We start from the raw sequence: 14,371 nt of genomic DNA, 5'->3' as shown, positions 1-14,371 counted from the left end.
AAAGCCAAGGAGATATCTATGAAACAGATATCCTCCCGGGCTTTTATCCCTCCGTGAACACAGGGTTAGCTGTGCGTTTTCTCTCGGTCCAGACTGAGGCTTGAGGCGCTCACGGAACCCTAGAAAACCGTTTATGTCATGAATCATTACTTAAAATTTTAAAACGGACGTCCTGATTCCTCGGTGTTAACTATATGTCATTTATGTGAGTTAATATAACACATTATTGGGGTCGTGGGAAGTATTTTACACGAAAAAGGTGAATTCGTTAGAAGTTATTGACACTTTCATTTATCGATGTTATGTTTAATAACACAAACGAATACGATTGTTTACTAGGGTTCCGCCGGCAGATGACCGGGCTGGTCCGAGAGTAAACCGTTCCTGAACAAGGAGCGACACGGAAGGATAAAAACCTGGGAGATATCACCAAGACGACAACGTCTTGTGATGTCTCCCTTTTTGTTTAATCAGAATTCAGGAGGAGATGGGGACGATGACTAACGTGTGGAGCAAAAAGATAGGTCCGGGAGGCAAGTGGTCAGGCGTGATTGGCAAAGGGAAATTGATCCGGTTTACGGCGCTGGAAGCGGGCGCGAATGTGTCCATTCAATTGTTCCACGCGAGAGATTTGACGGAGCGCTACAATATGCCGGATACGCTGAAGGCGCAGTACACTTCCCATCTGACGAGGGGGCATGTGCTGATGAGCGATAACGGAAGAGTGCTCGCTAGCATCGTGGAGGATAGCGTAGGCTGGCATGATCCCCTTAGTGGATACACAAGCCGTGCAACGACGGATGCCAAATATGGTGCGACCAATTATCAGGAGCTGCGAAACGAGTGGCTGCGAAGCGGGCAAGAAAACTTTGCTGTGGAGCTTGTTCGTAACGGGCTTAGCATGCGCGACATGATGCCTGTCCTCAACTTATTCTCGAAGGTGTTTTGCGATGAGCAGGGCGATATGCATTTCAGTCTAACGCATTGCCCGGCAGGTGCTACAGTAACACTTCGAACAGAATTAGATACGCTGCTTGTTCTTTCCAATACACCTAATCCGCTTGATCCTAGAACCTCTTATCCATCCGTACCGGTTAACATCGAGGTACTTCAGGCTGATCCTGTAGGCATGGATGACCATTGTGTCAATTATCGCTCGGAGAATCGCCGGGCTTTTGAAAATACATGGGAATATCACGCATTGCTTAGTTAATAAAAACACGGAGGAGGAACGGATATGGCGGTATTTAATCGAGTAGAGAGCCCTCGCAATGCCGAGGAGGCCATTTATAGCGAAATCATTCAAGCGGGGGACGGATGGATGCGCGTGTTGAAGCCGGGTCAAGTGCTTCGCATCGTCGATTTGGAAGGGAATCAGGCGGCGGATACCCTGTTTTACGATGCTGATAATCCGGAGGATCACTATAGCGCTGTGGCGACGATTGCAGGCCAAGGCAATATTTATCTAAGCACAGGGTCGGTGCTGCGTGCCGAATCCGGCAAGGAGCTGCTCCGAATCGTAGCAGATACGTGCGGGCGTCATGACACCGTTGGAGGCTCGTGCTCCGCTCAAAGTAATACAGTGCGTTATTCGCACGATAAACTGTCGATGCACAACTGCCGGGACACCTTCATGCTGCAGCTTGCGCAGTGGGATGGGGCGTATACGAAGCGGGATTTGGCGCCGAATATTAACTTTTTTATGAATGTGCCGGTAACCGCAGATGGCGGCCTGAAGTTTGATGACGGTGTTTCCGCACCGGGGTGCTATGTGGAAGTTCAGTCGCTGGGAAGCTCCATGGTGCTGATCAGTAACTGTCCGCAGCTTAACAATCCTTGCAATGCATACAATCCAACGCCGATTCAGGTGCTAATTTGGGATAAATAGAAATTCAAAGGGGTGTGGAGACGATGTTTACTAAAGTACTAATCGCTAATCGCGGTGCCATCGCTGTGCGCATTGAGCGCACGCTGCGCAAGCTCGGAGTGGCATCCGTGGCTGTATATACAGGAGCAGATCAAGATAGCTTGCATGTGGACGGAGCGGATGAAGCGGTTCTGATCGGCGAGGGGCCGGCGAAGGAAAGCTATTTGAATACCGAGCTAATTTTGAAAACAGCACTGGAAACCGGTGCTGAGGCGATACATCCCGGATACGGCTTTCTTAGTGAAAATGCCGAGTTTGCCCGTGCTTGCCGCGACCATGGGATTGTGTTCATCGGACCTACACCGGAACAAATGGAAATGTTCGGGCTCAAGCACTCCGCGCGCGAAATAGCGGAAAGAGCTGGTGTGCTGATGCTTCCGGGAACCCCGCTCATCACAGAGCTTGAAACTGCGCTTTCAGAAGCTGCGCGGATTGGTTATCCGGTTATTCTCAAAAGCACAGCAGGTGGCGGCGGCATTGGCATGCGCGTCTGCGCGGATGAGGCGGCTTTAAGGGCGGCCTTTGACGGCGTGCGCCACTTGGCTGAGACGAATTTCAAGAACGGAGGCATGTTCCTTGAAAAATATATCGCCAGAGCACGCCATGTCGAGGTGCAGATTTTCGGGAACAACTTCGGGGAAGTCGTTACACTCGGTGAACGCGACTGTTCCATTCAACGCCGCAACCAGAAGGTGATGGAGGAAAGTCCAGCCCCGAATCTGTCGGATGACGTGCGTGAAGCAATGTTTGCCTCGGCAAAGCGTCTGGCGGCTGAAGTTGGCTACCGCAGCGCAGGTACGGTGGAATATTTGTATGATCCGGAAATGTGCGAGTTTTACTTCCTGGAAGTGAACACACGACTTCAAGTGGAGCATGGCGTGACGGAGGAAGTGCTGGGAGTTGATCTTGTCGAGTGGATGGTACGCGAAGCGGCGAACGAGCTGACGGACATTCAATCGCTCATTCGAAAGCCGATCGGCCACAGCATGCAAGCGCGCATTTACGCCGAGGATTGCTTGCAGCAGTTCCGTCCGAGTGCGGGGCAGCTGGATCGTGCGGTATTTTCAAGCGGGGCGCGCAACGAAACATGGGTGAGAGACGGCTTGACGGTCACGACCTTGTACGATCCAATGCTGGCCAAAATCATCGTCCACGGGACGGACCGTATGGACGCCATTCGGAAGCTGATCGAGGCTTTGTCCGAGACGCGTATGTATGGAATTACAACGAATCTGCAATATTTGCAAGCTCTTCTGCAAGAACAAGATTGCGTAGACGGCAACGTCTTCACGCAGTTATTAAATACATTCGAGCCTGTTGAAAAGGCGTTGGAAGTCGTAGACGGCGGCATCCAAACCACCGTGCAGGACTTCCCTGGGCGCATTCGCCACTGGGATGTGGGCGTGCCTCCGTGCGGACCGATGGACCCGTTCTCGTTCCGGATCGGCAATAAGCTGCTCGGTAACGCCGATGACGCCCCCGGACTCGAAATGACGCTGCGCGGAGGCTCTTACAAGTTCCGCAGCGACTTGTGGTTCTGCGTCACTGGTGCGGATATGCAAGCCGAACTGGACGGAGAAACAATCCCGCTCTGTAAGCCGGCATTTGCGGCTCGCGGGCAAGTGCTCAGTTTTGGCGAAGCGAAAGAAGGCATGCGGACTTACCTGCTGGTCAGCGGAGGCTTCGATATGCCGAAAATTCTCGGCAGCTCCTCGACCTTCACGCTGGGCGGATTCGGCGGACACGGCGGCCGTGCGCTGCGAACCGGCGACGTGCTTGGCGTGAACGCGGGCGGCAGCCCTGTGCAGGAAACGGCAGAGCTTGCTGTGCAGTTCCGTCCCAGAATGACAAGGGAGTGGACGATTGGCGTCATTCCTGGACCTCATTGCACAGGGGAGTTCCTGCGTGCGGAGTACTTGGAGCAGTTGACTGAAACGAGCTGGGAAGTACATTTTAACTCCTCCAGAACCGGAGTTCGCTTGATAGGGCCGGCACCGCTGTGGACGCGTGAAGACGGGGGAGAAGCCGGGCTTCATCCATCCAATATCCATGATAATGCTTATGCGATTGGGACGCTGGATTTGACGGGAGACATGCCGATCCTGCTTGGACCGGATGGTCCTAGTCTTGGCGGGTTCGTTTGTCCGGTGACGACGGCTTCGGCAGAATTCTGGAAGCTGGGTCAGCTGCATCCGGGCGATACGATTCGCTTTCACCTGCTGACGCTTGAAGAAGCGGAGGCTTTGCGTGAGGTGCAGGAGGGGGATTTGCAAGCTATTGGAGAGGGGGATTTTGAAAGGTTAGTCGGGTGTGGGCTTCCTGTTGTTAATAAAGAGATTAAGCCGGAGTATCCGCGACTTTTCCATGAAACAGCTAATCGCAGATTCCCGATCACGATCCGCTGCTGTGGCGATCAGAACCTGCTCGTGGAGTATGGCGAGCTTGAGTTGGATTTGCTCCTGCGTTTCCAAGTACAGGCATTGATGCAAGCGATCGTGGAAAGCAGCTCGATTCCGGTGCTGGATTTGACCCCTGGCATTCGCTCTTTGCAAATCCATATCGATCCGTCCCAAATCACAGTCAGCGAGGCATGCGCGAAAGTTGTGGAAATCGACGCAGCTCTGCCGCCGCTTGAAGAGTTCCGTGTTCCATCTCGGATAGTGCGCCTGCCTCTTTCGTGGGATGACCCGGCGACACAGCTCGCAATTCAGCGTTACCAGCAGGGGGTTCGTCCGGATGCCCCTTGGTGTCCGAGCAACCTTGAGTTCATTCAACGTATTAACGGATTAGATGCGATTGATGATGTGAAAAAGATTGTTTTTGATGCCAATTACTTGGTGCTTGGCTTAGGTGATGTGTACCTGGGCGCCCCTGTCGCCACGCCGGTTGACCCGCGTCACCGCTTAGTAACCACGAAATATAACCCGGCTCGTACATGGACACCGGAAAATGCTGTTGGCATCGGTGGAGCTTACATGTGTGTGTATGGGATGGAAGGACCGGGCGGCTACCAGTTTGTCGGACGAACGATTCAGATGTGGAATCGGCTGCGGTCTACGGAGAGTTTTAAGGCAGGTAAGCCGTGGCTGCTGAGATTTTTTGACCAAATTCAGTTCTATGAAGTGAGTGCTGAGGAGCTTCTTCAGCTGCGTGAAGATTTTCCGCGTGGCCGGTATGAAGCGGATATTCAGGAAACCACTTTTGACTTAGGCGAATATCTGCAATTCTTAAGCTCTATTGAAGAAAGTGCAGAAACATTCCGCAAACAGCAGCAAATCGCGTTCAACGAAGAGCGGGAGAGCTGGAAGGCCAAAGGCTTAGCGGAGTACGTCTCTGAACAAGAAACGGCAAGTGAACAGCCCGAAGATGAACTGCCGGCAGGTACAATCGCTGTGCGCGGAATCATGCCTGGAAGCGTGTGGAAGGTACTCGTTTCACCAGGTGAGCAAGTGAAGAAAGGTGATCAACTGGCGATTCTGGAGAGCATGAAAATGGAGTTCCCGCAGCATGCTCCATGCGACGGCTTTGTCTCTATCGTTCACGTGAAGCCGGGCGATCAAGTTCATGCAGGCCAGCTCATTCTTGGTATTGCCCAATCTGCTTAAGGAGAGGTGTTCGTAGATGACAAAAGCCGAAAAAGTGGGAAACACAGTCCATATCCAGCTCCCGTTGGAACTTACGATCTCTTGGCTGCAGGAGAAATACAAGAACGGCGAATTGACGCCGCGAGAGGTCATCTCGGCCATTGTGCAGCGCGCAGCAGACGACGCGGAAATGAATATTTGGATTACGCCGCCTTCTATGGCGCTCATTCAGCCCTATTTGGAGGCGTTGGCTGGGGTGTATCCGGCAGATGCGCCGCTGTGGGGGATCCCGTTCGCAATCAAGGATAACATTGATCTCGCCGGAGTGCCGACAACGGCAGGCTGCGCGGAGTATGCTTATACTCCGGCGGAGCACGCGGGCGTGGTGGAAAGATTGATTGCCGCAGGAGCGATTCCGGTCGGCAAAACGAATTTGGACCAGTTCGCGACGGGACTTGTTGGCGCAAGAAGCCCTTATGGCGACGCGCATAACGCGCTGCGCCCGGAACTGATCAGCGGCGGCTCGAGCTCGGGCTCCGCCGTCGCTGTGGCCCGCGGCCAAGCGGCGTTCTCGCTTGGTACAGACACAGCAGGCTCGGGCCGCGTGCCAGCCGCTCTAAACCGATTGGTTGGCTATAAGCCGAGTCTCGGCGCCTGGCCAACCAAAGGGGTCGTGCCTGCCTGTGCGAGTTTAGACTGTGTAACCGTCTTTGCGCACAGCTTGGAGGACACGCTCGCCGTAGACGGCGTGGTTCGCGGTCTTCACGAGGACGACCCGTGGTCGCGCAGCGTGAGCAGAGGGGCGTCCCGCCTTCCGCATACCCTGCTGCTGCCGGAAGGTCCGCTCGGGTTCTACGGTCCTTATGCCGCCGAGTATGAAGCGGCATGGGAGAGAATCGTGGAACAATTAAAAGGGATCAATCTACCTATCGCCTATGTGGATATCACGATGTTCTCACAAGCGGCAGCGATTCTATACGAGGGGCCTTGGGTCGCTGAGCGTTGGGCGGCTCTGGGCGGCTTTATCGAAGCGAATCCGGGGATCGCCTACCCGGTAACGGAGCAAATTCTCCGTTCCGGCTCTGCGGCCGATTACGATGCGGCTTCCGTATTCCATGCGATGCACAAACTGCAGCATATCAAGCTGGAAGCTCGTAAGCTGCTGCAAGGCGCGGTACTTGTTATGCCAACCTGCGGAGGCGCATGGACCCGTGAGCAGGTGCTGGCCGACCCGATTGCAACGAATCGGGAGATGGGCCGCTACACGAATCATTGCAACTTGCTGGATTTGTGCGGGGTTGCCGTGCCTGCAGGCGATGCGGCTCCGCGCACGCCTTTTGGCATCACCCTCTTCGGGGTGGCCGAAGAGGAGAGTTTGATCTGCGGCGCAGCCGAGCTGATCTTGGAGGGCGCAGCAAGCGAGGCTGCCAGCGCGAGCGAGGGTGCATCGGTGACCGCCGATGCCGGAGCAAGTGCAGCGGGAGCACAGGCGACGACGCTCATCGCGGTCTGCGGCTTGCACATGCGCGGCTACCCGCTGGAGAAGCAGATGCTAGGCTGTGGAGCGCGGTTCATCCGTGAGGATGAAACCGCGGCGAAGTACAGCCTCGTGAAGCTGCCGACCACGCCGGCGAAGCCGGGGCTCGTGAAGCGGGCCCAGGGCGGCGCAGCGATCGCCCTGGAGGTTTGGGAAATGCCGCTGGAGGCATTCGGCGGCTTTACAGCCGCGATCCCGGCTCCGCTGGGGATCGGGAGGGTCGAGCTCCGGGACGGTTCGGAGGTCCCGGGCTTTGTTTGCGAAGCTTACGCGGCCGCGGGCGCGGAAGATGTGACGGCGCTTGGCGGCTGGCGCCAAGTGGTGCCGCTGGCGGCAGAGTGATGGGCGATCGCCCCCGCCATAGCAACCACGCCGCCAATCGTAGGGCCAATTAGCTGGAAAGACTCAGCTACTTTCAGTATATCGTCGCTCCAAGAAACGTTAATTGGAAATTCTTCCGTTAAATCGGCCGATTCGCACTTACTAGTGCAAAATAACTGGAGTTTTTCCGGTTACTCGGATGAAGTCTCATCGATCGCGCCAGGTCGAGGATGCCAAAACGCAAGAAACCCGTGAGCGGCGGATTTCGGGAGTCGTCTCCAAGTTGACCGTTTCTTAAGCTCGCTGTACACATTCACTATTTTTCCCTCGTCGTATGGCAGGGGGAATCACAAACAGCCCTACTGCCAAGTTGGCAATAGGGCTGTATTTATGCGTTAATGCGAGTCACTCCTATTATATTGCACGCATGCGGTTGTTCCTTGGATTGTGCTCGACCTCTGCAAGCCCTAATACTTCTAGCAGCGGCGGGATGTACATGCCAAGACGGCCGCGGAACCCTTTTTTCAAGCCGTACCAGCCGCCGACTGGATTTTCGGAAGACCGTCCCCAAGCTTCGACGGTACCTTCTTTGGCTGGCTTTTGCTCATCGGCGCTGCCGAGCTCCATCCAATCCCCGTGCTGCTTGAGCATAGCGTGTAAATCTTCAATGCAGCGGTAGTCATAATGCAAAATTGTTTTGCCTACGGTGCAAACAAGAATGGCTTTGCCATCTTTTTCAGTTTGAAACATTTCGTATTCCGAAGTTTGAGGCGGCGTCTTTAATTTCCAAGGGTTTTCTTTCGTGCCTAGCTCAGAGGACATGTCATGGCTCCTTTTAGTTTTTCTATACTTGTACAGAATAACACACAAGGGAAGCCTGATCGAAGAGATCAGGTTTTATATGTATTTATTGTTTGTTAATGAGCTCGGATTTTGTGCGGACGATGAACGATCTGTAGTCTTATTTTGCAGGAAGTATGGGTTTACACACTTAATTAAGTTGACACTTAATTAAGTGTATGCTAAATTAACGTCATGATCGATAAAGCCATTCAAGCGATAACGGAACCAAGGCGCCGGGATATTTTACGTCTCGTCCGTGATGGGGAGCTGACCTCTAGCGCCATTGCTTCGCATTTTGACATTTCAGCACCGGCTATTTCGCAGCATCTTAAAGTTCTTGAGGAAGCCGGACTCGTTGTGGTTCGACGGGCAGGCACCAAACGATTCTATGGGATTAGGAGGGAAGGTTTCGCTGAATTGATGCAATATATCGAAAGCTTCTGGGATGACAGTTTATTGCGCCTGAAAGAAGCTGCGGAAGAGGAAGAGAGGAGAAATCATGGAAACAGTAAGCAGCAATGAAACGATTAAGAAGGAAATTTTTATCGAATGCCGTCCGGAGACTTTGTTCTCATTTTTTACAGATCCGGATAAATTAGTTCGTTGGATGGGGCGACACGTCCTGCTCGATCCAAGTCTTGGAGGGAAATACCGCATCGATGTGAACGGCAGCGATATTGCGATGGGCGAGTACAAGGAGATTATTCCTAACGAGAAAATTGTTATGACATGGGGATGGGAGCGATCCAAGGTTGTCCCTCCCGGCTCCAGTACCGTGGAGTTTAAGTTGACTCCTAAAGATAACGGCACTCTCTTGGTGCTAACTCACTATAACTTGCCTGGGACAGAGGTTGCCTCCCACATTCAAGGTTGGTCGCATTATATGCCTCGTATTCAAATGGTGGCGCAGGGCCAAGATCCGGGTATCGACCCGTGGTCTGAAAAGGCCATGCATTAATTTCATTCCATCATGCTGATTATTATTAAAGGAGCCTAAATCAAATGAAAACACTATCTTGCAATTGCGGGTTTAACGTAACGGATGAAAATAAATATAAAGTAGAGGCTACCATGTGGCACCACGCCATTCAGGATCATAGCGAGATGCTGAAAAGCATGTCAGTTGAGATGCTCGAGCAGTGGCTAATGAATAAGGATGAGCAGTTAAAGGTTGGTGCTTAGGTTGTCTAATACAATCCATCAAGAAGTTACTTTTATGGCTAGCCCTGAGCGTGTTTATGAAGTTTTGATCAGCAGTGAGCTTTTCAGCAAGGCCACAGGAGGCGCTCCGACGGATATTCATGCAGTAGAAGGCGGCGCGTTCTCTTGTTTTGGAGGTATGATCGTGGGACGCAATATTGAGCTTGTCCCGAACAAGCGCGTTGTACAAGCATGGCGTCCTGCTAATTGGGAAGAGGGTTTTTACTCCGTTGCTAAATTCGAGCTCAAAGAGCAGGGCTCCGAAACTCTGCTGTTATTCGATCATACGGGTTTCCCAGAAGGTCAAGGCGATCACCTTGCAACCGGTTGGCATGCTAATTACTGGGAGCCTATCAAGAAGCTATTAGCTTAATCATCTTAGCGGCGCGCGTGATTCATGCGCGCTTTTCATATTTTTCAAGGAGGCATTCGAAGGTGGTAGATGTTGTAACAGAGATAGTGATTAATCGTTCTTGCGATCAAGTTTCCGAATATGCGGCGAACCCGGATCATGCCCCTGAATGGTATGTAAATATCCAATCGGCAGTGTGGCAAACGCCAAAACCGCTCAAGCTCGGTTCAAAAATTGCGTTTAAGGCAGCGTTCTTAGGCAAGGAACTCTCCTATGTTTATCAAATCGCCGAATACGTGCCAGGTAGTAAGCTTGTCATGAAAACGGCGGACGGTCCCTTTCCGATGGAAACCACGTATATATGGGAATCGGTGAATGGACAGGCTACTCATATGACACTGCGTAACAAAGGCATTCCCTCGGGGTTCTCAATGATTTTTGCTCCTTTTATGGCTTTGATGATGAAAAGGGCGAACAATAAAGATCTGAAAAGACTTAAGTTCCTGCTTGAAAATCGCGTTTGAAAAGTCGGGCTTGAGCAGCTTAGAGATCTTAGAGGTACTGCGCGCGCCGAGACTTCGGCGTTCCTCCCTCTTTTGCATCGTATTTTTCCCTTCATTTTCTCCTTCATTCTCACCCTCTTTTCTTCGCTTTTTCCACTTGTACCCCATTTTCCTTCCTCACTTTTTCCTCCCTCATTCCATACTCATTCCTCGCTCATTCCTCCCTCCCTCATTCCTTCTCATTCTTGCTCAGTTCGTGTTCAGTTCGTGTTCCTTCCTTGATCCTGCCTCATTCAATTCAAACTCACACCCTAGCTCATTTTCCACGGCAATCCCACCGGACCTCCCCCCACGCCCTCCCTCTTTTTCGGGCACTATTCCCACCTCTCGCTCACTTATCCACAAAATTACCCACAGTATCAACATGTCCACAAATGATGCTGTGCATAAGGATTGCCGATCATTGTGCACATATCCACAGATAAGGTTATCCACATGGGAGTATCTGTTCAGTCCATAGGAGGTTGGAACTATTTTGTATGCGATGGAAGCTGTCAGGTTACATTAATAACCAAATGTGAAGGGATAGGTGGGGCGTCGATGAAGAAGATTTTCAGCATCTATCGGACGGATCTAATCAACTTGTGGAGGGTGCCTACAGGTCTTTTACTCATGGCCGCGCTTGCCATTCTGCCGTCTGTTTATGCTTGGATAAACCTGAAGGGAATGTGGGATCCCTATTCTAATACATCAGGGATCAAAATTGCGGTAACAAGCAACGATCAGGGGGCGAAGATTGAGGATAAGGCCATTAACATCGGAGACGAGGTTGTGGATAATTTGAAAAACAATCATTCGCTTGGTTGGACCTTTGTTGACGAACAGACGGCGCTGCGCGGCGTAGAGCGCGGGGATTATTATGCGAGTTTGATTATCCCCGAAGACTTTTCGAAAAAAATCACGAGTATTGTCGACGGGACGATGGAAAAGCCGGAAATTCTATATACCGTGAATGAGAAAATCAATGCTGTAGCGCCCAAAATTACAAGCAAAGGCGCTTCCAGCGTGACACAGCAAATCAGTGAAAATTTTATTAAAACGGTAAGCAGCTCGATCCTGACGCGAATGAAGGAGATCGGCATCGATTTTGAGAAGGAGCTGCCGACGATTCGCAATATGGAAGGGAAGATTTTGGAGCTGGAGAAGCGGCTACCGGAGATAGCGTCCATGGGAAATAAAGCGCTGGAGCTCGAACAGAAGCTGCCTGAACTCAAAGAAAAGGGGCAGAAGATCGTCCAACTTGAGCAAAAAATCCCCGATATTAACCGCGCGGCGGATACGGTTTTGAAGATTGAAGAGCGCTGGCCGAAGATTCAGGAGGTGGCGAAGGAAGTGCTGCTCATTCAGCAGAAGCTGCCTGAGATTCAGAAGGCTGCAGGTCGTGTCGCAGAGCTGGACCAGAACTTCGGCAAAGTGGAGGAGGTGTTGAATACCGCCATCGACAAGTCGCGTAAAGCTGATGAAATTGTAAGCGCCGCGCTGAATACGCTGCCGAGAATCGAGGAGATTGCGACGCAGGGGGCAGCTTTTGCCGATCAATTAACGAGCTTTTTGCAAAAAAATGAGGCGGCCTTTCAAACGCTAACCCCCGTAGTGAAGCAAAATCTGCTCCTGCTTCAGCAAACGGCAGACGCTGTCACACAGCTTACTGGGATCCTGCAGGATGTAAACCTGGACCCCCAGAAAGCACTGGCGGCTATTGCCTTTCTAACTGAACGCCTTACGTCCGGCGCAGCAGTGTTGGATAATACAATTGACGTGTTCACACGCTTGAATACGTATTTGCCTGGCAGTCCGTTCACGGATACCATTTCCCGGCTAACGGGTCTTCGATCGAATATGGCTAACCAAATTCAAACGTTGAGTAAGGTACAAAGTGCCATCGGGCGCGGCGAGAAGCCGGCGAAGGACATTGTGAACAACCTGAATACGTTGTCCAAGGAGGCAAGCGCTGCATTAGGAAATATACTGGCCAGATACGATACGGAGATTGTGCCTAATATGACCAAGGCACTAGGCCAAATCATGTCCATAGCTCAGAATGCAGGGGCCGCTTTACAAACATTGAAAGATCAGCTGCCCAATATAAAAGGAATTTTGACGGATGCGCAAAATGGTATTCATTTTGCCCAAACGCAGCTGGATACCTTGCAGAAGGATCTGCCGGATATCCGGGCGAAAGTGCATGAAGCGTCGTCTACGCTTCAAAGCAAGCTCGATGCGTTCACGACAGGCATCAACGAGGCGGCTCCGTTCATCCGCAATGACCTGCCGCGTGTGGAACAGAAGCTGCATGCCGCTGCGGATTTTATTCGAAATGATCTCCCTGCGGCGGAGGAGGACATCCGCAAAGTGGCGGATCTCTACCAAACGAAGCTCCCTGAAGTGGAGAGCGCTGTCCATCTGGCGGCAAATCTTGTGCGCAGCGATTTGCCGGAATTTGAAGCGGCCGTGCACAGGGCGGCTGACCAGATACGCAATTTCCAAGGAAGTGGCAGTATTGAGGAAATTCTCCGTCTGCTTCAGAACGACATTCAGAAGCAGAGTGATTTTCTTTCTAATCCGGTGCTGATCAAAGAGGACAAAAAATTTCCCATCCCGAACTACGGCTCGGCGATGTCGCCTTTTTATACAACACTTTCCATATGGGTAGGCGCTATGCTGCTCGTCTCTCTGTTGAGAGTCGATGTGGATAACTTGGACGGTGCTTTCAAGACGCATCAGATTTACTTTGGGCGGATGATGATCTTCTTGACGATGGGATTTTTTCAGGCGCTAATAGTCACCATTGGGGATATCTTTCTTTTGGGGACGTATGTTGTGGATAAGTTATGGTTTGTTATTTTTGCTATGTTAATCAGCGTTGTGTTCATCACGATCACGTATACGTTGGTTTCTGTGTTTGGCAATATCGGCAAAGGGATCGCGGTTATTTTCCTTGTGCTCCAGTTCTCCAGCTCGGGAGGGACATTCCCGGTGAGCACCGCATTGCCTTTTTTTCAAAAACTGAATCCCTTCGTGCCGTTTACCTATGCAGTTGGGTTGCTGCGAGAGGCCGTGGGGGGGATGCTGATTGGTGTCGTATTGAAGGATATCCTGTGCCTCTGCATGTTCATTTTGGTGTGCTATGTGTTGGCGTTGGCGCTTAAAAAGCCGCTCAGTGGATATACGAAGCGTGTCGCTGAAAAGGCGAAGATGACGAAGTTGATTTCTTGAAAAAAAGCGCTGGTTCGGTGAAACAACGGACGTTTTAGTTCGTCTTTGATGGTAGAGGACGGTGCTGATATGAAAATAAGAATGCTATGGATCTGCTTTGTTGTTTGGGCTGCTCTAGTACCCGCTCATGCTTCAGCGCTTTCTTGCGCGAGGCCGCCTTCCATTGAAAAGAGCTACGAGCTCTATGACGCCGTGGTTGTGGCCAATGTGGATGATGTGATTCGTAAGAAGAACAACAAGGAACTGAAGTTAACTGTGCTATCGAGCTTTAAGGGAATGGTGGATCGAAACGTTGCCGTGGCGGAGGACGTCACCTGGGGGATGAGTGAGCGAGGCAAGCAGTATCTTTTCTTTTTGAAAAAGAAAGAAGGCGGCTGGGAAAATCCACTGTGCTCGCCAACGAAGCTGGCAGGGAATGCTTCTCAAGAAATTAGCTTTCTCGAAGAAAAGGAAATTCCCCTCAAAGCAGCTGAGGTGCCGGTGACAAATGAAAGTGCGCCGTCGCATTGGAAGCTGCCTGTTATTCTAATGTGCGCGCTGAGCGCTTTGGTGTATGGCGGGGTACGTTTCGGGAAGAAGAGAAAAGGGAAGAATGAGTAGGACAGAGTACGCAATGACCTGAGGCGGCGCCTTGGGTTTTTGCTATGCCAAGATAGAACGAGTATTGCGAAGGATTTCTCTCATAATAGGTTGTGGAGATTGCAGTAACGCAGAACAGAACTTAGCCTTTGGTCTAGGTTTTATCAAGACCTTTGGCTAACGAAAGACAGTACCTTAGAGCGTTTAGATGAGGGGGGTTCTCCATTATGATGAAGATAACGTTAAGGA

The 14,371-nt window shown here is 51.5% G+C and carries 12 protein-coding genes and 2 riboswitches; of the genes, 11 read left to right on the top strand and 1 reads right to left on the bottom strand.

Going from position 1 to position 14,371, the window contains the following annotated elements; all coding sequences use genetic code 11:
• Positions 1-30: 30 nt before the first annotated feature.
• A riboswitch (guanidine-I (ykkC/yxkD leader) is annotated at positions 31-134 on the bottom strand.
• Positions 135-324: 190 nt separating this feature from the next.
• Positions 325-425: riboswitch (guanidine-I (ykkC/yxkD leader) on the top strand.
• Between the two features lie 71 nt (positions 426-496).
• Genes J2Z65_RS25050 through atzF form a run of 4 tightly spaced genes read left to right on the top strand, consistent with a single transcriptional unit; the run spans position 497 to position 7,390 of the window.
• Positions 497-1,213, top strand: coding sequence for an urea amidolyase associated protein UAAP1 (locus J2Z65_RS25050; RefSeq protein WP_167055791.1), 717 nt, complete (start codon positions 497-499; stop codon positions 1,211-1,213).
• A 24-nt stretch (positions 1,214-1,237) separates the two neighbouring features.
• Positions 1,238-1,888 (top strand): urea amidolyase associated protein UAAP2, encoded by a 651-nt coding sequence (locus J2Z65_RS25045; protein ID WP_167055794.1) that lies wholly within the window; start codon positions 1,238-1,240, stop codon positions 1,886-1,888.
• A gap of 23 nt (positions 1,889-1,911) precedes the next feature.
• Positions 1,912-5,532 carry an urea carboxylase gene (gene uca / locus J2Z65_RS25040; protein WP_167055797.1) on the top strand — a complete coding sequence of 1,207 codons (3,621 nt, stop codon included), beginning with the start codon at positions 1,912-1,914 and terminating at the stop codon, positions 5,530-5,532.
• 16 nt (positions 5,533-5,548) lie between these two features.
• The gene (gene atzF, locus J2Z65_RS25035) at positions 5,549-7,390 is read left to right on the top strand and encodes an allophanate hydrolase (protein WP_167055800.1); all 1,842 of its coding nucleotides are present in this window, start codon (positions 5,549-5,551) and stop codon (positions 7,388-7,390) included.
• 393 nt (positions 7,391-7,783) lie between these two features.
• Here atzF and J2Z65_RS25030 read toward each other — a convergent pair whose 3' ends face one another.
• Positions 7,784-8,191, bottom strand: coding sequence for a DUF6855 family protein (locus J2Z65_RS25030; RefSeq protein ID WP_167055803.1), 408 nt, complete (start codon positions 8,189-8,191; stop codon positions 7,784-7,786).
• Positions 8,192-8,404: 213 nt separating this feature from the next.
• Between J2Z65_RS25030 and J2Z65_RS25025 the strand changes: the two genes are divergently transcribed.
• The 7 genes from J2Z65_RS25025 (at position 8,405) to J2Z65_RS24995 (ending at position 14,143) form a co-directional block, all read left to right on the top strand.
• Complete coding sequence (locus J2Z65_RS25025; protein ID WP_167055806.1) at positions 8,405-8,734, top strand: ArsR/SmtB family transcription factor; 330 nt, start codon at positions 8,405-8,407, stop codon at positions 8,732-8,734.
• Positions 8,712-9,170, top strand: a complete 459-nt coding sequence (locus tag J2Z65_RS25020; RefSeq protein WP_167055809.1) for an SRPBCC family protein — start codon at positions 8,712-8,714, stop codon at positions 9,168-9,170. The genes J2Z65_RS25025 and J2Z65_RS25020 overlap by 23 nt, the downstream gene beginning before the upstream one ends.
• A 44-nt stretch (positions 9,171-9,214) precedes the next feature.
• Entirely contained in the window at positions 9,215-9,394 is a 180-nt protein-coding gene (locus tag J2Z65_RS25015; protein WP_167055812.1) for a hypothetical protein, read from the top strand.
• Between the two features lies 1 nt (position 9,395).
• Positions 9,396-9,785 (top strand): SRPBCC family protein, encoded by a 390-nt coding sequence (locus J2Z65_RS25010; protein ID WP_167055815.1) that lies wholly within the window; start codon positions 9,396-9,398, stop codon positions 9,783-9,785.
• A gap of 62 nt (positions 9,786-9,847) precedes the next feature.
• Positions 9,848-10,288, top strand: coding sequence for an SRPBCC family protein (locus J2Z65_RS25005; protein ID WP_167055818.1), 441 nt, complete (start codon positions 9,848-9,850; stop codon positions 10,286-10,288).
• A gap of 579 nt (positions 10,289-10,867) precedes the next feature.
• Positions 10,868-13,543: a YhgE/Pip domain-containing protein gene (locus J2Z65_RS25000; protein WP_167055821.1), complete on the top strand. Its 2,676-nt coding sequence runs from the start codon at positions 10,868-10,870 to the stop codon at positions 13,541-13,543.
• Between the two features lie 69 nt (positions 13,544-13,612).
• A complete protein-coding gene (locus J2Z65_RS24995; RefSeq protein WP_167055824.1) occupies positions 13,613-14,143 on the top strand; it encodes a hypothetical protein in 531 nt (176 codons plus the stop codon).
• Positions 14,144-14,371 lie beyond the last annotated feature (228 nt).

It is taken from the genome of Paenibacillus aceris, from assembly GCF_017874035.1.
GTDB classification, from domain to species: Bacteria; Bacillota; Bacilli; order Paenibacillales; family NBRC-103111; genus Paenibacillus_E; species Paenibacillus_E aceris.
The sequence above is the reverse complement of the archived record's forward strand: the minus strand, read 5'-3'. Positions and strand labels throughout refer to the sequence as shown.